Source organism: uncultured Gilvimarinus sp. (assembly GCF_963975215.1).
GTDB lineage: Bacteria > Pseudomonadota > Gammaproteobacteria > Pseudomonadales > Cellvibrionaceae > Gilvimarinus.
This window is the reverse complement of sequence record NZ_CAXBFW010000014.1, coordinates 37211-59725: the sequence shown is the minus strand read 5'-3', so window position 1 is coordinate 59725 and position 22515 is coordinate 37211. Positions and strand designations below refer to the sequence as shown.

At 53.6% G+C, this 22515-nt stretch carries 19 protein-coding genes; 8 read left to right on the top strand and 11 right to left on the bottom strand.

What is annotated here, in order from left to right:
• Positions 1-28: 28 nt before the first annotated feature.
• The 6 genes from AAC019_RS10735 to AAC019_RS10710 all read right to left on the bottom strand — a co-directional run bounded on the left by AAC019_RS10735 (position 29) and on the right by AAC019_RS10710 (position 6990).
• The gene (locus tag AAC019_RS10735) at positions 29-448 is read right to left on the bottom strand and encodes a GNAT family N-acetyltransferase (RefSeq protein ID WP_339898851.1); all 420 of its coding nucleotides are present in this window, start codon (positions 446-448) and stop codon (positions 29-31) included.
• A 442-nt stretch (positions 449-890) separates the two neighbouring features.
• Entirely contained in the window at positions 891-3569 is a 2679-nt protein-coding gene (locus tag AAC019_RS10730) for a bifunctional acetate--CoA ligase family protein/GNAT family N-acetyltransferase (protein WP_339898850.1), read from the bottom strand.
• A 139-nt stretch (positions 3570-3708) separates the two neighbouring features.
• A complete protein-coding gene (locus tag AAC019_RS10725; RefSeq protein WP_339898849.1) occupies positions 3709-4524 on the bottom strand; it encodes a PRC-barrel domain-containing protein in 816 nt (271 codons plus the stop codon).
• A 306-nt stretch (positions 4525-4830) separates the two neighbouring features.
• Complete coding sequence (locus AAC019_RS10720; RefSeq protein WP_339898848.1) at positions 4831-5427, bottom strand: outer membrane beta-barrel protein; 597 nt, start codon at positions 5425-5427, stop codon at positions 4831-4833.
• Positions 5428-5704: 277 nt separating this feature from the next.
• Entirely contained in the window at positions 5705-6130 is a 426-nt protein-coding gene (locus AAC019_RS10715; RefSeq protein WP_339898847.1) for an OsmC family protein, read from the bottom strand.
• 83 nt (positions 6131-6213) lie between these two features.
• Positions 6214-6990 (bottom strand): EcsC family protein, encoded by a 777-nt coding sequence (locus tag AAC019_RS10710; RefSeq protein ID WP_339898846.1) that lies wholly within the window; start codon positions 6988-6990, stop codon positions 6214-6216.
• Between the two features lie 156 nt (positions 6991-7146).
• Between AAC019_RS10710 and AAC019_RS10705 the strand changes: the two genes are divergently transcribed.
• Positions 7147-7944 (top strand): DUF2807 domain-containing protein, encoded by a 798-nt coding sequence (locus AAC019_RS10705; protein ID WP_339898844.1) that lies wholly within the window; start codon positions 7147-7149, stop codon positions 7942-7944.
• Between the two features lie 189 nt (positions 7945-8133).
• Positions 8134-8994 carry an ion transporter gene (locus AAC019_RS10700; protein ID WP_339898843.1) on the top strand — a complete coding sequence of 287 codons (861 nt, stop codon included), beginning with the start codon at positions 8134-8136 and terminating at the stop codon, positions 8992-8994.
• A gap of 14 nt (positions 8995-9008) precedes the next feature.
• Here AAC019_RS10700 and AAC019_RS10695 read toward each other — a convergent pair whose 3' ends face one another.
• Positions 9009-9515: a DUF2938 domain-containing protein gene (locus AAC019_RS10695; RefSeq protein WP_339898842.1), complete on the bottom strand. Its 507-nt coding sequence runs from the start codon at positions 9513-9515 to the stop codon at positions 9009-9011.
• 63 nt (positions 9516-9578) lie between these two features.
• Here AAC019_RS10695 and AAC019_RS10690 point away from each other — a divergent pair, with 63 nt between their 5' ends.
• On the top strand, positions 9579-10001 hold the full coding sequence (locus AAC019_RS10690; RefSeq protein WP_339898841.1) for a helix-turn-helix domain-containing protein: 423 nt from the start codon (positions 9579-9581) through the stop codon (positions 9999-10001).
• 17 nt (positions 10002-10018) lie between these two features.
• Here the strand turns inward: AAC019_RS10690 and AAC019_RS10685 are convergent, their stop codons facing one another.
• Positions 10019-10909, bottom strand: coding sequence for a type II CAAX endopeptidase family protein (locus tag AAC019_RS10685; protein WP_339898840.1), 891 nt, complete (start codon positions 10907-10909; stop codon positions 10019-10021).
• Between the two features lie 365 nt (positions 10910-11274).
• Here AAC019_RS10685 and AAC019_RS10680 point away from each other — a divergent pair, with 365 nt between their 5' ends.
• The 3 genes from AAC019_RS10680 to AAC019_RS10670 all read left to right on the top strand — a co-directional run bounded on the left by AAC019_RS10680 (position 11275) and on the right by AAC019_RS10670 (position 16000).
• On the top strand, positions 11275-13353 hold the full coding sequence (locus tag AAC019_RS10680) for a TonB-dependent siderophore receptor (RefSeq protein WP_339898839.1): 2079 nt from the start codon (positions 11275-11277) through the stop codon (positions 13351-13353).
• A gap of 125 nt (positions 13354-13478) precedes the next feature.
• Complete coding sequence (locus tag AAC019_RS10675) at positions 13479-14738, top strand: PepSY-associated TM helix domain-containing protein (protein ID WP_339898838.1); 1260 nt, start codon at positions 13479-13481, stop codon at positions 14736-14738.
• A 275-nt stretch (positions 14739-15013) separates the two neighbouring features.
• On the top strand, positions 15014-16000 hold the full coding sequence (locus AAC019_RS10670) for a glycosyltransferase (RefSeq protein WP_339898836.1): 987 nt from the start codon (positions 15014-15016) through the stop codon (positions 15998-16000).
• 115 nt (positions 16001-16115) lie between these two features.
• Here AAC019_RS10670 and AAC019_RS10665 read toward each other — a convergent pair whose 3' ends face one another.
• From AAC019_RS10665 to AAC019_RS10655, 3 genes are all read right to left on the bottom strand, one after another.
• A complete protein-coding gene (locus tag AAC019_RS10665) occupies positions 16116-16646 on the bottom strand; it encodes a cytochrome b/b6 domain-containing protein (RefSeq protein ID WP_339898835.1) in 531 nt (176 codons plus the stop codon).
• A 554-nt stretch (positions 16647-17200) separates the two neighbouring features.
• Positions 17201-17557 carry a DUF1801 domain-containing protein gene (locus AAC019_RS10660; protein ID WP_339898833.1) on the bottom strand — a complete coding sequence of 119 codons (357 nt, stop codon included), beginning with the start codon at positions 17555-17557 and terminating at the stop codon, positions 17201-17203.
• 148 nt (positions 17558-17705) lie between these two features.
• Positions 17706-20552: a TonB-dependent receptor gene (locus AAC019_RS10655; RefSeq protein ID WP_339898900.1), complete on the bottom strand. Its 2847-nt coding sequence runs from the start codon at positions 20550-20552 to the stop codon at positions 17706-17708.
• A 368-nt stretch (positions 20553-20920) separates the two neighbouring features.
• On the opposite strand from AAC019_RS10655, the gene AAC019_RS10650 reads away from it, so the two are divergent.
• Positions 20921-21478 carry an RNA polymerase sigma factor gene (locus tag AAC019_RS10650; RefSeq protein ID WP_339898832.1) on the top strand — a complete coding sequence of 186 codons (558 nt, stop codon included), beginning with the start codon at positions 20921-20923 and terminating at the stop codon, positions 21476-21478.
• Positions 21475-22458, top strand: a complete 984-nt coding sequence (locus AAC019_RS10645; protein WP_339898831.1) for a FecR domain-containing protein — start codon at positions 21475-21477, stop codon at positions 22456-22458. Before AAC019_RS10650 ends, AAC019_RS10645 begins: the two co-directional genes overlap by 4 nt.
• The last annotated feature ends 57 nt before the right edge of the window (positions 22459-22515 follow it).

Below are 22515 nucleotides of genomic sequence, written 5' to 3'. Positions count from 1 at the left end.
GCAAAATATTTCCCGCTGCCTTGGATTGTTAGCTGATAGTAGCATGGTAAAAGAGCTTGCTGATTCCTTGCTTCGGATAGTTACGAAGACAGCCGACACACTCGAATCCTAGGCTCTCGTAAAAGCCCCTGCTTTGAAAGGAGAAGGTATCTAGGAAGATATCCTTGACACCTTGCTCCCTGCATTTCTGAGTCAACGCTTCATATACGGCCCGACCCAATCCTTTGCCTCGAGAATCCGCCTCGATCCAGAACAGATGTAAGTAGCAGCTCGTGTACTGGAAACTAGATACTGCACCACCAATAGATCGACCAGAGTCATCTCTGGCAAAGATTCCTATTCGATTATGGTGATCCTCTGTGCCGAACTCTTTATTGAAGCCTTTGAGTCCCGTTGCTATCAAATCGACGTCGGTCGAACTTGGATTTTTGCAAACCTCGATATTCATAAAGACTCGTTTTTAGCTAACAGCTAATTCATGCGACTCAGTCGCACTTTTGCTGGCACCCTATCCCCAGTAGAAACTGGATGAAGCTGGATATAGAAGCCGTTGAATGTAGAGGGAAAATAGACATATTTTGACAGCTCCTTGTCTGGGGGAAGTGCGACTAATGTTAAGTGAGAGTTTAATTTAATCTTTTTTATTCTACCGTGCAAGCTCTACTAAATTATTGAATTATTTAGAAATATCATTCTTAAACCTCACAGCCGCACCCAGTATTCAAGGGTTTCCCTTAAGTTAATCATTCGATACCAACCCTTAGACTCACGTACAACGACGAAGCGCCGCCTTTGGGACCCGTGAAGCCAGCCGAACTCAGAGCTATTTGGGAGGGTAAGCAACCAATGCATTCGTATTCCGTCACCCGTCATCCGTTACCCGTTACCCGTTATCCAAAAAAATCATACCGCATCGTCACAACCCCTTCCTCGCGCTGATACTTAACGCTAAAACCCAACGCTCTGGCAAGGCCGGCCATGCCGCGATTTTGCGGCATGGTTTCGCCGGTTAAGTAGCTTAGGCCCCGCTGGCGGCTGTATTCAATTAATTTACTCAGTAGGCGCTTACCCAACCCCTGGCCTTTCATGTCGCCGCGCACAATAACGGCGAACTCGCCTTCTATATTTTCCGGGTCCATCAGTACCCGCGCCACCCCCAGTGTTTCCCACTCACCATTGTCTTTTTGGGCGCTGGCGATAAACGCCATCTCGCGGTCGTAATCAATTTGCGTTTGCCGGGCTAGCTGCTCGTGGCCTAATTTTGGCAGCTCGGCAAAGTAACGGTTGTAGCGGTCGAGCCCGGTGAGTTGCATATCAAACTCGCGGTGGGTGTCTTCATCTTCTGGCCGAATGGGCCGCAATAAAACCTCCCGCCCCGATGCCAGGGTGTACGACTCCTCCAACTCTTTTGGGTAGGGGCGAATCACAAGGTTGCGGGTTTGTGGATCACCGAGCGTGACATTGATGTCCACCACGGTAAGTTCGGGGCCGGCGGCTAGTACCGGGTTGATATCCAGCTCGGTAATGGCGGGATTATCGATAATTATCTGATTAATTTTGGTGAGCAGTACCGCCAGCGCCTGACGGTCGAGCGGCTGCTGTAATTGTCGGTCGCGCAGCTTGCCTTCGGCCAATGCCTGAATCACCAGGTAGCGCGCCAGCGCCATATTTAACGGCGGCAAGCCGACCACGGAGTGGCGCTCGGTGTCCAGCTCGCTGCCGCCCTCGCCCAGTAAAATAACCGGGCCAAACACCGGATCGTTTTTAACCGCAATGCGTAATTCATGGGCGCCGGCGCGACGCGCCATATTCTGTAAGGTAAAGCCTTCAATCACAGCGTTGGGGTAAGTATCGCGCGCACGCGCGAGCATATTGCCAGCGGTTAAGGTCACTTCATCGGGCGAGTGTAGGTTGAGCACGACACCGCCCACATCCGATTTATGCGGAATATCCCGCGACACTATTTTTAACGCAACGGGATAGCCCAGTTTATCTGCCTGACTGGCCGCCTCGGTGGCGTCGCTCGCCGTCAAAGTCGCCAGGGTGTGAATACCGTAGGCGGCTAAAAGCTCGGTGGATTGGTGAGTGTCGAGGTAATTTAGCCCCTGCTGCTGTGCACTTTCTAGCAGTTGTCGCGCGGCGATATAATCGTCCGGCACGCCTGCGGGTATCGACTCGGGCGTTTCCATTAAAAGCTTTTGGTTGCGCCGATACTGCACCATGTGCATAAAAGCACCCACGGCGCCCTCGGGTGTGCGAAACGAGGCAATACCCGCTTTGGAAAACCGCTCGCGCGCAATAAGCGAGGCGTTCTCGCCCATCCACGCCACCAACAAATTGGGGACTCTGCCGCTGCGGCGCTTAACCGTTTGAATAACTTTGGCGGCGTAGGTGTCGCCATTCACCAGCGCCGAGGGGCTATGTAGCACCAGCAAGTTATCGACTTCCGGCGCGTCCAATAACACCTCTAGTGCGTTTTGATACAGCTCGGGGGACGCGTCGCCCAGCAAGTTAACCGGGTTATTGGCATGGCCTCCCAGCGGCACCAGCGCACGCAGCTTATCTTGGGTCTGTTGCGAGAGCGCTTCGAGTCGGCCGCCGTTGTTAACCAGCGTATCTACCGCCATCAGGCTGGCGCCGACACCGTTGGCTAAAATAGCCAGCCGCTCGCCTTTTATCGGCTTGCCGTGGGCGAGCGTCTCTACCGCCGCAAACAGTTCGCGCAGCTCACCTACGCGCAACATCCCGGCACGGCGAAACGCGGCATCGTAAACGCCGTCGGCACCAATATCAGCGCGCCGGGCGTCGGTGGCGGTTTCAATGCTCTCTAGTGCGTGGCCGGTTTTAATCACCAAAATAGGTTTGTTTTTGGAGGCAGCGCGGGCGGCCGACATAAACAACCGCCCCTGACGAATCGACTCGACGTACAGCAATATTGCGGAGGTTTTGCCATCTTGCCCCAAAAAATCCAGCAGCTCGGCGTAGTTGATATCGGCCGCATCGCCCAGCGCAATAAAGTGTGAAAAACCAATCTGGCGGCGCTCGGCCCAGTCGAGAATCGTGGTACACACCGAGGACGACTGCGAGACAAACGCGATTTTACCGGGCAACGCCCCTATGTGCGCGTAGCTGGCGTTCAGGCCGATAGCGGGAACAATTAAGCCCAAACTATTGGGGCCTAAAATGCGCATGTGCCAGTGACGCGCGTTATCGAGCATTTGTTGCTGTAAGCTGCTTCCGTCCGCTTGCGACACATGCAACCCGGCGGCTATGACGATGGCGTTGCGGCAGCCTTTTTCGCCCAACTCGTCAATAACCGCCGGCACGCGATCGGCCCGGGTACAAATAATAGCCAGGTCGGGAACCGCCGGTAATTGAGCAATCGAGGGATACGCCAGCACCCCATTTACCGACTGGTACTTGGGGTTAACTGGCATAATGGGCCCGGAGAATTCGGCGCGCAACAAATTACGCATTACCGCATTTCCCGGCCGATTAGGTCGGTTAGACGCGCCGATGACGGCGACAGAATTGGGGCGCAGCAACTGCTGAATATGGTTTTGGCTCATGCCTCAATAGTAGCGTAAGGCACAGCCAGAGTCATGAGTTTGCCAGAAAAAAGCGGCCCGATAGGGGCCGCTTTAGCGCTAGCCGTGGATACAGCCTGAGGCGTATCCAACGTATTCTTAAAAACAAAAGTGCATGCGGCTAATAACCGGTGGAGCTCAATCTATCCCCTTCCTTGTATTCGGGAAGGTTATCAATGGCCTCTTTGTCCATTGGCGTATTCCAAACCACTTTATTACCCGTTACCTGCAGATTATTGGCATCGACTAATACATCTTTATCGCCAATACCCAGTAACCCGCCAACGCTGACAACAACCTCGGTCACCCGGCCGTTCTCGGTGATCACTTTTTCAACCTCACCGATGTCGTCCCCGTTGCGGTTTACGACATCCAGGCCATCTAACTGGTCAGGCTGAAGTTGCTTTGCCTCGCTTATGGTGACACTCTCACCGGCCTGAAACCCTCGTGGGGCGTCATCGCTGCCCGGCATCGGGTTATCGCTGGTGGTGCGCATCTCGCTGGCGGAAGCCTGCATCTCGGTTTCGGTTTTCATTTGCCGTTGCTGCGCACTGTTTTTCATCTGGGCGATATGCTGATCGAGCATGGTGCTTAGTAACTGCTCGTATTCCGGTGGATTTAGCCCACCACTAGCATTGGCGTCGTAGCGGCTGACTACCTGCTCGTCGGTCCAGCCATTTTTATCCAGCTGTTGCTGGTAGTAGCTGGCCAACTCTTCGGCACTAAGCTCACCACTGCCGTCGGCATCGACCTGATCAAAGGTGGGAGCACGCAGCACCTGACTGGTACGCACCTCTTCGTCGACGACCGTCGGACCATCGTCATCGGCCAACGCCTGCGGCGCAGACGCCAGCAAACAGGACAACACCACAGCCAAGGGCGTGCGCGTCATAAAATAACCTGTCGGTTGATCACTAAAATTCATTTGGATACTCATAGCCTTGTCCTCATAGTATTTTACTAAGCTCTACACAACGAGCCGGTATCCCCCTATTACTTACCAAGGTGCGGTTTCCCGCACCTATTGTTTGGCTGGTCGTTGAAAACCATCTGCGTAGTCACTGCGGCGTTACAACCGGGCTCAACGTAAGCATATGCAACCCATAACCTCGGCCTTGGCTTCCTGCGTCGCTCTAACGCCTACATCCTTGTAGGCTCCGCTTTTCGCCCAAATGTCGCCTCGTACGGACTATCTCGAAAACGTTTTTCAACAGCCTGCCTGTAGTCGCCTTATCCGGCGCTGTTAAAACGTAAACTGTAAATTGGCACTGGCGTAATCGACATCCATATTCACATCGCGGTTTTGCAACACATCAATCTCATCGCGCGACACTTCAAAGTTAAATCGCTCGTACTCCAGCTTTAAATCTAAATGCTCGGTCAACTGAAACTTGGTACCGACACCCCAAAAGGTTTCATCGCCATCAAAGCTGTTAGTGGCTTCGGCCACCTCCAAATCAAGGCTTGCATCGGCGTCCCACCACATCTGACCACCTTTGGCGTATACCGAGAACATCTGAGTAATAGGCGCCTCGAGAATTAAGCCCAGAGTTACCCCGGTGGCATCAAACTCGGCCCGGTCATTACGCGCTTCATCAAAATCGATATACGCTGTTTCAAGGCCGATATACTCGTTAAACTTAACCAAGGCAAACGCTTTTTTAGCGGCCTCATCTTCATCAAAATCTTCATCTTTAAGGGCGGTTACACCGTAACCACCCCCTACAGAAAACTCGGGCTGTAAACGCCAGCCACTTTCACCATCCGATTGCGCAAGCGACCCTACCGCTGCTGTAGAACAAACACAAAACAGAACTGCTGATGAAATATTTTTAACCATGGTTTATCTCCAATAAACTAACGTTGCCAAATCAATGGTACGAAAGCTATCGCAATGGCCGTGCCAAAACATAAAATAATATTTTTATCACAACTGGCTCACATTTTTATCGCCCGCAAAGCCCGTAAACATTAACCGCATCACATCGATTTTTTTATTACTCACTAGCCGACCAAATTCAGCGTAAAAGTTACAAGAAGAGCGTGTGTTTTACACAAAAAAAACCGCCCATCAGGCGGTTTTTTAAACACGATTAAGGCCCTCGTTAGGCCGGGCGTTAACTGACAAGCTCGGCTGACATAACAACCTTGGCGTTTAGCACTTTAGACAGTGGGCAGCCCTCTTTGGCCGCGTTGGCGGCCTTGTCAAAGGCAGTTTTGTCGGCGCCGGGGACTTTCGCCTTCACGCTTAACTGCACTTCGGGTATTACAAAGCCATCGCCGTCTTTTTCGAGCAACACCGTGGCTTTGGTGTCGATGCTGTCGGCCGTAAGCCCCGCCTCGGCAAGCTGCCCAGACAAAGCCATTGAAAAGCAACCCGCGTGGGCAGCGCCCAAAAGCTCTTCCGGATTTGAGCCCGCTTTATCTTCAAAGCGGGTGTTAAAACCGTAGGGCTGATCATTAAGCGCGCCACTTTCGGTGGATATCTGACCTTTGCCATCTTTAAGGCCACCTTCCCAATGCGCTGTCGCAAACTTTTGCATAGTATTCTCCTCGCTCGTTAACAGACATTTAACCAAACTACAGCGAATAGAAAGCACAGAGCTTGCCAGAGCCGCGCAGGCGATCAAATTGCAATCAGCGCATAGCGCCGCTGCACCTCGCGCGCACCGTACAGTCGCTCCAGGCGGCGAACCGTAAAATGGCCGGTCGCCATTTTTTGAAAGTGCTCCATAAACAAAGCGTTGACCGTGGCGCCGCCCAGTGCGCCGATAATCGGCACGGATTGGGCCGCTACTTTTTGTGATACCGGAATACTGAAGCGTGCTGCCACTTGTGCCATAAACCGCACCATCGCGGGCGCGCCTTGTTGCGCCATACCATGGTGTGCCACATGGGCCAGCGCATCGCTCATGGCTTTTGCCATAGCGGCGCGTATACCAAAGTAGCCAGTCTCGGCGCCGTCGTCCGACTCACCCGGGCCACCCAGGGCAAATACCGCCAGACAAGCCAGTTGCGCCTCCCGCTCGGTAAGTTGCTCGCCCTCGCTGCGCGCGATATCGGCAATAGAGCGAAGCATCAGGGTTGTGGAGACGGGCAACTCAAGCGCAAGCGCCGGCAAGCCAAACGCGCCGCCCAGCCCCCCACTTGCCGCCACGGTTAATTGATGCAGCCTATTAGCGGGCGCCTTGCGCTGATCGTTAAAACCTTTTAACGCCGCTTTTAATGCAGCGTCTAGTGCTTTACGGGTAGCGCTGGTTATCACGTCGCTTGCGCGTTTTGGCAACATTGATACCGCTTTTTCAATTGGTGTACCCAGCGCATTTGATAGGCGCGCCGCCACCGCCGGGGTTTCAAGCAAATACTTGGCGTGCGCTAATTGTTGCAGGTGATCTGGGTGCATTCGACAAGGCCTTTTAACGCAGTAAACGAGCCCACTAAGCTACAAGCACCTCAAGCGTTTGTAAATTGTGTTTTATCTGCATCTTTTTTGCTTTAATCGGCGTCTTTGGTGTAACGCTGCCAACAAAACGTAGCCATCACTTATCAGGATATCGCCATGAACTCTGTCTTTCGCCCCGCCACGCCGTTACCGTTGCTGTTTATCGCCTCTTTGCTAGCCATGTTTGCTTTTTCTCCCGTTTACGCCGAAGTGCCTACCAAACAGCTCTCGCTTGAGGGTATCAGTGAACTTAGTTTTAAAGGAGACGCTCAGGTCACCCTAATCCAGTCGAGCGACAACACCGCGATTATTCGGGTCATTAAAGGCGAGCTGGAAGACGTCGAGTTTGAAACCGATGGCGATAGTGTTTCGATCAGTAATCGCGGCCTGGGGTTTTGGTCTTGGTTTAAAAACGACAACGGCAGCGAGGTGGAGATTGAGATAAGCATTGCCCAGATCTCCCATATAGCCGCCAGTGGCAATATTCGCCTTAACAGTGCCAGCATTGAAACCGAGCACCTGACACTGGATGTAAGCGGCTCGAGCCAAATAACCATAGGCGCGGTGGCCGCCGAAACGCTCGGCTTAGATGCCTCGGGCGCCGTCACCGTTACCTTTGCCGCCGTTGAAGCGCAAACCATGTCCGTGGACATCTCCGGCGCCTCCCACGCAAGTGTTAGCAACGCGGGCGTCGTCCACACCCAGTCTATCGATGTATCCGGCGCCAGCCATTACAACGCCGGCAGCGTTATCAGTGAGCAAGTGGGTGTCGATGTGTCCGGTGCCTCGTTTGTTAAAGTGCAGGTCAGGCAACAATTATCAGCCGACGTCAGTGGTGCGTCTTCACTGGAGTACACGGGCGATCCGCGAATGAGCCTAAATACCTCGGGGGCAAGCACCATCAATAAGCTCTGAGCCGCTGGCACAGGGCTTTTTAACCTGCGGCGCTGTCAATAACGCCACTTGCAGCAACAGAAAAGCCCATGTAGACATGCGCTAATCTCCGCCATAGCCAGTACCAGCGCGAAGCGGTTGGCATTTGCCGTGTAATTCGGTTTAATCTGGGTAGCTTACAACCGTTCCGGAACGCAACAGGATGTCTTAATGTCAGCAAACGACCCAGCCGCCCCGCCCCCGCGCGACGAGACGCTGCGCGAAAAACTCAACCGTATTATTTTTGGCTGGGAGACGCCGGCGGGCCAGCGCTTTGATGTGCTGTTGATTTGGGCAATTTGCATCAGCGTTTTAGTGCTGATGCTCGAGTCGGTCGACTGGATTGCCATTCATTACCGCCCTTTGCTAAGGGCGACCGAGTGGACGTTTACCTTACTGTTTACCGCCGAGTACTTAGTGCGCCTGTACTGCAGCGAAAACCGCTGGCGGTACGTGAAAAGCTTTTACGGCATTGTCGATTTACTATCGATACTGCCCTCTTACCTTGCGTTTTTTATTCCTGGCGCCAACAACCTTCTGATTATCCGGATGTTGCGGGTGCTGCGGATTTTTCGGATACTCAAACTGGTACGCTACCTCGGCGAAGCCAATTTGCTGGCGCGCACCATGATGTTAGCAAGGCGAAAAATCTTAGTATTTTTTGGTTCGGTGCTAATTCTATCTACCGTATTTGGCTCGTTAATGTATATGGTCGAGGGGGCCGAGAATGGCTTTACCAGTATCCCTAAAAGTATTTACTGGACCATTGTGACCATCACCACGGTCGGCTACGGCGACATCGTACCGCACACAATATTGGGGCAAATCATCTCGGCGCTGGCCATGTTAACGGGCTACTCAATAATTGCCGTACCCACCGGCATTCTTACCGCCGAGCTCGCCCAGGAGATGCAGCGTGAGCGCGTCTCCCGCAACTGCCCCAAATGCACCCGCGCCGGCCACGAGGCTGACGCGATACACTGTAAACACTGTGGCGAGCAACTACCCGCCAGCGCGCCGCCGTCCAAATGAACCTTTTAAGATTTTTAACCGGCCCCAGAGTACAGCAACGCGGTAACATACAGCCCCATGCCAAATAAAACATGGGTAAGCAAGCTTTTTAAGCTGGCGCGAAGCGGGTGTGGCGTAAGTCGCGAAGCGACCCCCGCCCCCAAACATGGCTGCAAAATAAAATAGGGAAATACGACCGTTACTGCGCCAAAAAATAACGCCGGCACCACTGTGGGACGTGCTAACCACACAGGCCCGGCAACCAGTAGCAGGACTGCCGCAAATACAACGCCTATTAGGTAATGTAGCCCCCACCCGGTCAGCAGCTCGCCCTTAACCGGCGCGCTCTGCTTAATATTGTTATGGACAAGTACGCCGTCGCCCAAATGCCCAAGCCAGCGCCCCAGGTAACGGAAATCCAATGAGGCGACGCCCCAACCACGGCGTAGCAATAAAGCCCATACATCAATAAGAGCGGTGGCTCCAACTCCCAGACATAGCGCCGCCCAAATAAACTCCACAGTCAAAATCTGTTGATGCATAACCACCTCTAGATCGTTGTTTTGGTTAGAATACGACTTAAAGTTGACTTGAGGTCAAGACTCATGAGTGAGTTGGACATTGCAGCGGTAGCATCGCAAACGGGCTTACCCGCATCGACATTGCGCTACTACGAAAGCATAGGGTTAATTCACCCGGCAGGGCGCCATGGCCTGCGCCGCCAATACCACTCCAGCGTGCTGCAGACACTCGGACTTATTACCCTCGGGCGCGAGGCGGGGCTTACATTGGCCGAAATTAAAGCGATGTTTGCCGCCGACGGCCAGCCGCAGATTGATCGCGAGCGGTTAAACCGCAAAGCCGATGAGCTGGACGAGACTATCCGCCGGCTAAGCGCGGTACGCGATGGCTTGCGCTGCGTCGCCCGCTGCGAGGCGCCGAGCCATCTGGAATGCCCAAGTTTTTTGCGCCTGATAACGGCGGCGACGTACCAGCACAAACGCAAAAGCCAACCGCGGCGGCCCTAAAAATCACACAGCGCAATTTAAGCACTCGCTGGCAGCTTTAGGGGGCCTTTGGCAAAGCCGTGCTTGCGGTACAGGGCCCACAACACCAGGGTTATCACGGCAGCCACCAAGGCCCAGGACCATTCATCGCGAAAGGCCTTAAGGGTGTACTCATAATCGAGCCCCAAACGGGCCAAGTCCGCGGCATCCCACAGCCAGCAAACAAGGTTATTGAGCGCGTGACAAACGATGGGCACCCATAAGCTGCCTGATTTAAGGTAGATAAAACACATGATAGCGCCAAAGACCGCCGCCCCCAGAGGGTCGGTATGCAGCGCGCCAAAAATAACCGACGACCCGAATACCGCCCACAAGACACCATACTTAGGCGCCCAGCGATGCAGCAAAATACCGCGAAAAACAAACTCCTCCACCAGCGGCGGAATCACAACTAAAAACAGCAGGTTAAGCAGGTTAGGTAAAAGCGGAAACTCGCCTTCCGGGGTGAAGTAAATCAGCCAGGGCAACTCGATCACCCAGTATTGGACAAAATCTGGCAGCCAATAGGACAGCGGAATAAAGACGCCGTAAAACGCCACGGTGGCAAAGCTAAAGCTCAGCGCTGTTAGCAGCAACGCAGGCGTCCAGCTGCGTTTGGCCGGGCGGGCAAACAGTGTTTTACAAGCGCTTTGCCCACGCAGCCACTGAATAGCCACAATCATGCAAAGCAATCCGTAAAAGCAAGCGTAATAGAGCAGATCGTACCAATACCAAGGCACATCGTAAGCGTATAACCAACCGGCCAGCAGGCTATACCCCGGCACAACCACAAACGACAGCAGCCACACCGCCACAAGGTAGCGAGCTTTAAGGTCAAACCGAGGGGTGCCCTGAGTTAATCCGGAACTTGCTATGGTGCTGCTCTCCAATACCTTGCCGCAGGTGCTTAAAAGGCTACCCCGTGCAGCGCATACCAATAATCCAGTGCACCGTAACCGGGTAAGATCAGACATCCCTTTGCGGGGCTACCGGATCATATCGCCCGCAGGCGCTTGCACCAGCCAAAAACCAGCCAAAAACCAGATAGTAACCGGTTAGCCCGGTGGCTGTCGATTACAGACAATTACTGGGCAACGCTACAACCGGCACAAGCGCGGCCATTGAGATCAGAGCCTACCTCACCCAAAAATACAAATGAGAACGATTGATATTTAGCTTATCCATTGATATCATCGCCCACCTGAAACCGGTCTCATGGCCAACCCTACTGTCCTGCCGCCCCAAAGAGGTATGAATGCGTCGCCAACTTCAGCGTTTGCCACTGGCCGCCCTACTGGCCGCCAGCGCCGCCCAGCCGGTTATTGCCCAAAACAACGACAAGCCCGTGCAAATCGAGGTCGTTAACGTCTACGGCGAGCCCGAAAAATCGTCAACCGCCACCAAGCTTGATCTCTCGGTTTACGAGACACCGCAAACCGTTACGGTGATATCGCGCACCCAGATCGACGACTTTGCGCTCGATAATATCAACGACTTGCTACGCTACACGCCCGGGGTGACTGTCGAGAGCGTAGAAACGGACCGCACTTACTTCACCGCCCGCGGCTTTGATATCGTCAATTTTCAGTATGACGGCGTCGGCGTGCCTTTTTCCGCTGGCCTTTCGCAGGGCCACCAAGATACGGCGGTGTTTGAGCAGGTTGAAGTCGTTAAAGGCGCGGCGGGTTTAATTACCGGCCTTGCCAACCCATCGGCCACGATTAACTACATTCGCAAGCGGCCCACCGCCGATTTTGGCGGCTACCTATCGCTGCAAGCCGGGCCCGAGAGCAGCTACCGCCTGGAGGGGGATATTTCCGGCGCGATCAGCGATCGCATTCGGGCACGGCTGGTTATGGCCAAAGACGACGCCGAGTCTTACTTAGATCGCAATGAAAACGACAACAGCGTATTTTACGGTGTTATCGAAGGTGACATTACCGACAGCACCCTGCTAACACTGGGCTACAGCCAAAACCAAAACGATATTCGCGGCAGCTTATCGGGCGCGTTACCCATGCACTACACCGACGGCAGCGCCACCGATTACGACGTAGGTACCAGTACCGCGCCGGACTGGGCTTTTCGCGACATTGAGCGCCGCCAAACGTTTGTCGAGTTGCGCCAGCAGTTGGGTGCAAACTGGACGCTTAACGCGCACTACACGCAAAACGATATCGAGCAAGACTCCGAGCTGTTTTACGTTTACGGAACCCCCGAGCGAGAAACCGAAATCGGCCTGCTGGGCTACGCCAGCGGTTATCGGGCTGATGAAAAACAAAAAGTACTGGATGTGTTTGTCAACGGCACCTTCGCGCTGCTCGGGCAGGAGCACGATCTGGTATTCGGCTACAACAAAGCCGATATTGATTTAGTCGGTCAGTCACTTTACGACCACGTCAACGGCTACCCGGTACTGGGCAGCGATTGGGCCGAGGGCAATACGCCGCGCCCCGATTTGCAGGTTTACGATACCTACACCGATGGCAGTCAGGACAACCAAGAGCACGAGTCCCTGTACTTTGCCACCCGCCTCAAACTACTCGACTCGCTCTCGGTGCTGTTGGGCGCACGTCAAATGGAGGTGACTCAGGGCGGCTATAGCTACGGGGTGAGCGCCGATACCTACGCCGATGAGACCGTGCCCTACTACGGTTTTACCTGGGCATTTTTGGATAACGTTTCGCTCTATGCCAGTTACAGCGAGGTTTTCACCCCGCAATCGTTTGTCACGCCCGAGTTCCAACCCCTGGGCGTGGCCCAGGGCGACAACTCAGAAGTCGGTTTAAAAGTGCAGCTCAACGATGGTCAGGCCACCGGTACGCTGGCTTTTTTCCAGTCGGAGCAAAGCAACCTTGGTGAATACGTAGGCCGCGTGGATGGCGTCAATACTTACCTGGGTAAAACCTACGACAGCGAAGGCGCCGAGCTGGAGCTAAGCGGTGCCGTAACCGACAACCTCAATATGAGCTTTGGTTACACCTGGGTAGACATCACCGATACCGCCGGCACCGAAGTACGCACTTACGTACCGCGCAACTTAGTGAAGCTGGCGGCGGCTTATCAATTACCCATGCTGCCGCCATTAGTCGTGGGCGCCAGCGTTAACTGGCAAGATACCGTATCAACCACCTCCGATGCCGGGGTGCCGGTGAGCCAAAGCAGCTACGCGTTGCTGGACGTGTTTGCACGCTACCAGCTAACCGAGGATGTTTCACTGGCGCTTAACGTCAGCAACCTCACCGACGAGAAGTACTGGAACAGCCTATATTGGACTCAGGCTTACTACGGCGCGCCGCTGCAGGCATCGGCCTCAGTGAGCTGGAGCTTCTGAGGTTCGCGCGCACAAACAGCGCCGCACATGGCAATAACCTCACCCGCCACCACTAATGGCGGGTGTTTTACTTTATAATACAGCGCTATTGTTTGGCGCTCGGTTATCAACCTGGATTTAGTACTATGCGTTCTTTAATGCTTCATCTGCACCGTTATATGGGTCTTACCATTGCGGCATTCCTTGTCGTCACGGGCCTGACCGGCGCTATCATCTCGTGGGATCACGAGCTCGATGAGTGGCTTAACCCGCACCTTAACGAAGTCCACACACCCGGCGAACCACTATCGGCCTTTGCCTTAGCCGAAAAAGTCGAGGCCGAGTTCCCCAAGGTTGAAGTCACTTACTTTGAGCTAGCCCCCGAGCCCGGACACTCGCAGTATTTTTGGGTGCAACCCCGGGTTAACCCCGAGACTGGCCACCTGTATAAATCCGAGTTTAACCAGGTGTACGTCGATCCAGTCAGCGGCGACATCATCGGTAAACGTGAATGGGGCGCCGTCTGGCCCATTACCCGCGAAACCTTTATGTCGTTTTTGTACAAGCTGCACTTTAGCCTGCACATTCCCGAATTTTGGGGTATCGATCACTGGGGTATCTGGCTGCTGGGCGTCATCGCGCTCATCTGGACCTTTGACTGTTTTATCGGCGCTTACCTCACGTTGCCCAAAGGCGGCAGCAGTAAAAAACGCGAAAATGGCCGCAGCTATCTGAAGCGCTGGTCGCCCTCCTGGAAGATCCGCCGCAGCGCCGGGCCGATCCGCTTTAATTTTGATTTGCACCGCGCTCTGGGGTTGTGGACCTGGGGCCTGTTATTTGTGATCGCCTTTACCGCGTTCTCGCTCAACCTCTATCGCGAGGTATTCTTCCCGATTATGTCGACGATCTCGGATGTTACGCCGTCGCCGCTGGAGGAGCGCGCCCCAAACGATCATGACAACCCCATCACCCCAACCTTAAGCTTTGCCGACGTGTCTCAGGTAGCGCGCCAGGAGGCCGACGCCATTGGCTGGGATCAACCGGTCGGCTCTATTTGGTACGCACGCGACTGGGGTATTTATCGGGTTGAGTATTTTGCCGGCGGCGATAGCCACGGTACCGGCGGCGTCGGTCACGAGGCCATATTCTTTGATGGTCATACCGGCGAGGTACTGGGAGACTTTGTCCCCTGGGAAGGCACCGCCGCCGACATCTTTGTCCAGGCGCAATTTCCCGTGCACTCCGGCCGCATACTCGGTTTACCTGGGCGCATTTTAATTTCGATTATGGGTGTTGTTGTTGCGGCTCTGAGCATCACCGGTGTGATCATTTGGTATCGCAAACATAAAGCCAAAGAGCGCCGCATTGCCGAGGCGCGCCAGCAAAAATTTGCTAGCGCAACCTAAACCGTAATACGCAATCACTAAGTACCCAAAAGGCCGATCGCACTGCGGATCGGCCTTTTTTATTTCTGAACTAAATATATTAAATTGTGACTAAGCACCGCTAACGTGTGCATGCGTCTAAGCTTTAAAGCGGGTATTTAGCCACTACGCGCAATGAGTTGACTCGTTATTGGTTGACACGCTTTATTCTGCCCCGTATCTTCGCACCGCTTCAAATAAGGCCAGTGTGGCCTTGAAGGAACAAACCAATATCCACCACAAGGACACTGTGCGCCATGATCCACCTGTTTAACGCTTTTCACTCAGCCCATGGCGGCAGCGAACAAGAAACCCTACAGTTATATCGGCTACTCTCGCAGCAAAGCAGCACCCGTCTTTGGGCCGCATCGTCCAAGGGCTGTCCGACACTGATTGGCGAAAATAACGCCCGGCGTACCCGCCCCGGACCTGGCTACATGCCTCGCGGCGGCACTTACATTTTTGTCGGCACCCACTGGCGCGGCAAATTGTGGCCACGCTTGGCGGCGCCCCCCGAGCGCCTTATTTACGTCTACAACACGATGTTGCCCAACCTTCTGGAAAACACAGCCAAGGTGCCGCCGGGCTGGCCCAAGCCCGAGTATGTGATGATCTCCGATTTTCAGCGCCGCCTGCTCGGTGTGCCCGCCGCCATACATCCATCGCCCATTCATCTGGATCGTTTTACTCCGGCAACAATTCGCCCAGAGGGGGCGTTGCGCATCGGCCGAATGAGCCGCGACACCAATGATAAACACCACCCCCGCGACCTGACGCTTTATCGCGAACTTGCCGATGAGGGTATTGAGTGGCACCTTCAGGGCGCGCGCTGTATAGCGCCTTATATTAATCACCCCTCCGTGCATTTAACCGCAGCCGGCACCCGGGATGCAGCCGATTTTTTACGCAGCCTGGATATTTTTTATTACCAAACCGACACACATGTTGAGACTTTTGGCCGTGTTGTGATCGAAGCCATGGCTTGCGCCCTGCCAGTGGTGTGCCACCGTCACGGAGGTTATGCCGACTGGATTGAGCACGGCCACAATGGCTTGCTGTTTGATAATAACGACGAGGCCAAGGCGCTGCTAAAACGTTTAGCCAATGACAGCAACGAACGGCTACGACTGGGTTTGGCGGCGCGAGAAACCGTTGAGCAGATGTACAGTGAGAATGCCCTCAACGAGCGGCTGGCGTTTTATCTGGCCCCGCCGCGCCATAAATTACTGCGCCAAACCGGTTAGTAACAGTGCCCGCGCATTCCGTTTAAAAGTCGGGGGGACAGGGGCAACCTCTATTATTGGTTTGGTTGTCCATGAAAATGGCGGCAGGTACCTACACCAACAACTACTCCAACAACTACCCCAACATTCTTGGCAATACATCTTGCTTCGCGTTTTGACGGCGATGCCACACAACCATACTGACGTGGCCGACAATCGCCAGCAACAAAACCCACCCAAGATTACTGTGTAACAGGCTGCCAAGGTCTGTCATCCAACTGATTTTTCCCGAGTCAAAACCGGCAAAAATGGGAAGCCCAAACGGCTCAAACGCCCGCCCCGAGCCATATTGCCGCAGTAGCGCCACCGCCGGTACGCCGAGAAATAAAGCGTACAAACCTATATGCCCCAAGCGCGAGGCAAGGCTCAACTCGGGCGGCCGAGAACCCAGATTACTTAAAGCCCACAGCAACCGCAGCAGTGCCAGCACAAAAATTAAAAAGCCCACCATTTTGTGAGTGCCCCACATAAACTCGTCAAAACCTGTATCTTCCAGCAAAATATGCGCAAAAACACTGGTAAATTGCCACAGGATAGCGGCAACCATCGACCAGTGAAAAAAACGGCTTACGCTACCGTAGCGTATCTGATTATCGCGAATGGGCATCGAGTACTCTCCAGCAAGGTTTCGGCTAACGCCACGGTTATATCAGCAGTATAGAAGATTCTTACAACACACAAGAAACCAGACAGCATTATTTACGGAGGTTTACGTACGCTCCAGCGGCCGCGCGCAGCTATTCAATGAGCCAACCAACGACCACGATCAAGAGCAATACGCCGTTGTTAGATTCGTAAAAGCCTTGAACGGGCAACAAAAGCACATAGCCTGTTTCGTTCACTGTTGCAGCACCAGTAACCGTAAGCATCTCGCCTACTTTTTCTTGTGGCAGTGCACCTCACCAGCCTTATTATCTTTATGACAACACTGCCCGACAGGGGAGCTTTTACGACACCCGCCACCATGAGCAAAAACCGTACTGCTGGCAAAACATAAGATCAACATCATCAAAAACACTTTCATAGAGATCACCTTTTTTTCTTTATAATTACGTGATATTACGTTTTAAAGTAGAAACTGGGCGAATTCACTTAAAACCCAGAGAACCAGAACCTGCACAAATAAAACTAATACACCTACCGTTAAGACAATACAAGAAGTTACGCGGGCAATGCCCCCAGTAAAGGCAAGCTCTTAAGGCTTTGGTAGCGCAGTGCCAGCGCTACACAATGTGCAACCTCATGCTCTGGCAACGGTTTATCAAGCGACAACACAATCGCCCTATTGCCCTGAAACACCAATGCGTGTGCGTACAGCTCGCGAAAAGTATCCACCAGCTTGGTTTGGCAATTAAAGAATAAAAAGTACTCGCTCGGCGTTTTTGCCTTCCAGTCCATTCTGATCGCACTGCCACCTTTGGCTAGATAACTGGGCTCACCCCATTTTAACGACTCGTCCAGGTTACTGATGCCAATACGGTTGGCAACCGAAAAAACCAGATCACGCAACGCCAGCATGCTGGGCCTAACCGCTGGAGGATAGGCATCAAAGGTTGCTGCACATCCAGTGGAATCATTGACTCGTTTTTTATCATAGCGAATACATTCTATCTAGGGTTATGGTTAAATCCGCCGCTCATAATGCGGCGGCGCAACATCGGGCTTATCACTCCCAGTGATAGCGCAAGCCCACCAGAATACGGCGGCCATTTTCATAGAATCCTTGGGGTATGCCGCTTGCACTGCGAATATAAATAATCTCATTGGTGAGATTTACCCCTTCAACAGATAAGCTCACCCGATCGTTTAAATGCCAATGCACACTGCCGTCAATTTGGGTGTAGGAGGCCGTCTGAGTCTGTGAGCCAGCCAGCACCTCACCGTAAGAGCTGGAGCGATAGTTGTAAGAGAGCCGCGCATCGAGCCAATCACCCTCGAAATATACCGAGGCATTAAACTGATCGCGGGAGTTGCCTGGCAGCTCGATTGGGCCCCCCCCTGCTGGGGCGGGAACTTCAGCGTCGGTGTACGTGTAGTTAGATTGAACGCCAAAACCCCACGCGATGTCCTGTTGCCAGCGAAGTTCTGCGCCGTGGATACTAACCCCCCGGGTATTAGCCGGATGAGTGATATTCAGGCTGCGGCCACCGATTTCGCGAATCTCCGTCATCGGGTAGACAAAACTGGAAAACTCTTTATAAAAGCCGGCAATGGAAACCAGCGATGTATCGGTGCGATACCACTCGGCACTAACGTCAAGTTGATCGGCCCTATAAGGGTCGAGTAACGGATTACCCGCGAGCCCCGAGCCACTCGTAGGGTCAATAATAAAGCCTGGAGAGACATCCTCGTAATTGGGTCGCGCCATTACCCGCGCCACGGACCCACGCAGCACTAAATTATCGCGCAGCTGATAACGAACATTTAAATTTGGCAAGAGGTTGTGATAGCGATGTTTAACGGTGCGCAGATTGTCATCCAGGTAGCCGCTGGCGTACTGCTCAGTCACAACGGCTCGCAGCCCGAGGTTCGCTTGCCAATGGGACCAACTAAACTCGGCACTAAGATAATAAGCGGCGGATTCTTCCTCAATTCGATAGTAGGCGTCAGTATCTTCCCGATAGCGCAGCAAGCCTGCATCGTAACGAGTAAGCAGAATATCTTGCAGCTGTGCGTTGTCAGTGCGGGCGTAGCGAGTAACACTGCTAGCGCCTGCAACATGCGGCAGTAGCGCAGGCGTCAGGCCACGTGATACGTCGGCCAGCGAGGTTTGCCGCAGGCTATTCCAGCTTGCATAAGTGGTGTCAATCTCGCCAATCGATTGGCGATTTACCACCGTATGATCACGCAATTTAAACCCAGTTTTTACGGCCTCCAACCAAGAGACGTGCGGTTGATAGGTAAGATCAAGCTGGGCGTAATTTTCGCGGTTATTCATATCGCGAACCAGATCCCGTGAATCTTCCGAAAACTTAGTTAACGCGCTAGCGTCAGTAGGATCTAAATCCAAATACTCCACTTGTACACTATCGGGCGTTAAAGCAAAACGAGTGCGAGTATCGCCCAAAAAGCGGTAAAGGTAATCGTGATCGGTGCCACCAGACGATTGCGTTTGACCCAGCTGCCAATGCACCAGCCAAGGCCCATTGCTGTAATTCGTGTCCCAATCGACAACTTCAGTATCGATATACCCCTGGCGGTAGATAGCATCCAGTAAGGCGCCCGTTGTATCGGCACCGGTAAGCGTACCGGCGGCCAAATTCAGGTAGCCGTCATCACTGGGCCGATACACCGGGTTAGCGACCACCGCTGGTGGGCTTTGACGCAGCTTAAAACCGCCCGGCGCAAACAAATAATTGTGGTTGACGCTGTCAATATCCATTTGTGAGCGCAACACGTTAAGCGCTGTGTCCCAGTGTTCATCGGGCGACCACTGCAAGGTAACATTGCCGGTAAAGTGCTCGCGGTCTTGCTCTAACAGTGCCGTGCCTCCGCCCCATATTGCATAGACATTGTCGGTGACGGTGCCATCTGGTTCAGTAATGGTATAAAGGGTATTGTCAGCGAAAGTCTCTTGGCCGTCGCGCCGACTTTGCCGCTCTTGCCAGTTTACACTCGTCAGCACACCCCACGTGCGATCGTGGTTATTCCAACTGCCGAGTACAGAGGCCTGCGGGGCCCAGCTTTGCGCCAAGTCGCTGTACTGCTCTTCTATACTTACGCTGAACATCGGCCCAGACATAGAAAGCGGCCGGCGGGTGCGCACTAGCACCGTCCCGCCGATACTGCCCTCGTCAATGTCAGCGCGGGGAGTTTTATGCACCTCGATCGATTGCACTAATTGCGAGGCCAGGGTGGAGTAATTAAACCCACGGCTCAGGTTATCGTTAGCCCACCAATAAGCCGACGCAACGTGCTGTCCGTTAAGTAAGGTGCGATTAATGTCTTTATCAGTACCGCGAATATTAACATCCCGCCCCTCGCCCCAAAGTCGGTCGACAGAAACCCCCGCCACCCGCTGCAGGGAATCGGCTACATTGCGATCGGGAAACTTGCCAATGTCACTGGAGCTGATCACATCAATAATGTTAGCGGCCTGTCGCTTTAGCGCGAGGTTGATACGCAACGAGTTGCGCACTCCGGTGACGTAGGTCTCCTCCATCACGACCTGTTTCAATGGCGCCTGCACCACTTGTGGGCCAGCGCTGTCACGCGGTTCACCCTCAAGCCGGTGGATGACCAACGTATTGCGCCCGTCCAGGCTATAGCGCAAATCTGTTCCAGAAAGTAACTGATCCAGCGCCTGCTCAGGCGTTAAGCTTTGCTGTATGGCCTGCGTATTAAGTACAGGTAAAATATCGCTGCGATAAAAAATCTGCACACCCGACTGATCGGCAAAAGACTTTAATGCCTGAGACAATAGCTGGGCCGGAATATCAAACTGTACTTTCTGGTAAAATAGCGCGGATTCCAGAGTTGGCTCGGCCAGTGACTCTGTGCTGGCGAAAAACACCAAGCCACACGCTAGCAGCCCGCACGAACACCGGCGTTTAAACGCTATTATTAATTGATACAGACGCTTAATGGCCGAAGCACGCATTAGATTTGTTATCGCTCTGTGTAATTTGCCTTTACCCGGTGTTGGTTACTGTTACATCGGCATTGCGCAACATGCGCTATTTACCCCAAAAATACAAGATTCGCAAAATAGGGTTTACTTGACCATAAGTGCTTCAACAGCCTTTGACAAAAAAACTAAAAAAATTGTCGGGTTTTTGTTGGGGCCGTCGTTTAACCTTGTGAGATAGTGGATTCAGCGCCTTTAGCGGCGAACCACTCAATACAAACGCAGGTCGGACATCATTAATGGCGGTATCCAAAGTGAGCCTCAGACTGGTCAAAAGTGACGGCGCCGAATCGCTAGACCGGACGCAGCGCGAGTATGTAGAGAAGCTCTACAGCGAGTATCGCGCCGATCTGCACGGCTACATCACGCGCTTATTGCCCGCCGGCGCCGGCGATACCGAGGGCATTTTACAAGACACCTACGTGCGCTTGCTCAAGCAAGATAGCCTGGAAAAACTGAGTGAGAACGCCAGGGCCTATATTTACACTACCGCCACTAACCTGGTGCGAGACGCCCTGCGGCGCCACGTAAGACGCAAAGGCGAGTGGCACGAGCCGTTGAACGAAAGCGAGCTATACAGTGACGAGCAGACCCCATCACAAGGCGCCCAATGGGAGCAATCGCTGGAGCGAATACGACAGGCTCTTAGAGTGTTAAAGCCGGTCACACGGCAGGTCTTTATCCTCAGCCGATTCCACGAATACAGCTACCCCGAAATTGCGACTAAAATGTCGCTCAGCACACGCAGTATTGAGCGACACATGAAAAAGGCCGTAACCCACTTGCAGCACACACTGGATGATTTGATATGAACAGCGCCAAGCACGACGCGCAACCACAAACGGCGGCAGGTTGGTTTGCCCGAGTACAGGCCGGATCCCTGTCCGACGCTGAGCGTCGCGACTTTGAGCGTTGGCGCGCCGCAGACCAAGAAAACGCCCTAGCCTACGCCCAGTGCGAGCTGGCGTGGGAGCTTACCGGTGCACTCGCCAACGAGGCCGAGTTTACACACGGTGGCGCGCCCGCCGCCGATACCGCTTCCCACGGGATGGCTCTACACGACTGGCGAATATGGGGTTCAGTAGCGGCCAGCGTCACGCTTGCGACCACGCTGGTATTAACGGCCGATGTAGATTCAGGACAGCGCTACCAAACCGATATAGGAGAACAGCGTGTTGTGCATTTAGAAGACGGCTCATCGGTTATGCTCAACACTAATTCGATACTCGCGGTTTCCTACTCCCACAGCCAGCGCTCTTTAGTATTAGAGCGCGGTGAAGCATTTTTTTCCGTTGCTAAAAACCCTGATCGCCCCTTTGTGGTAGACGTAGGCGGAACCGAAGTGCGCGCTCTTGGTACCGCTTTTAACATCGAGAAACAACACGACAACGTCGAGGTGGCCGTGACTCAAGGGCTCGTCGAGGTCTCGGCCCAGCGCCGCTTTTGGCAAGACGCTAACCGAACTCGATTGCAGCCTGGGCAAGGCGTCATTTGGCACGCCAACGTAAGCACTGAGAGACTCACCCCAACCCCAATAGACTTAGAGCGAGTTACCGCCTGGCAAGCCCGTAAGTTATATTTTGATAACGAACAGCTCGCCGATGCATTAGCCGAGTACAACCGCTACACCAAACGCCAATTTGTGCTGGTAGAGGACACCTTAGCCGACCAGCGAATTAGCGGTGTATTTAACGTCGGAGACGACAAAGCCCTTACCTTTGCCCTGGAAAAAAGCTTGGGGGCGCGCATTGTCGCCACCGATAACCGTGTTCTCGTATTGGCCGGACAGTAACTTACCTACGCGGATATGCCGGTGTAACTCACCGGCATATCCGCTCATCCCATGACA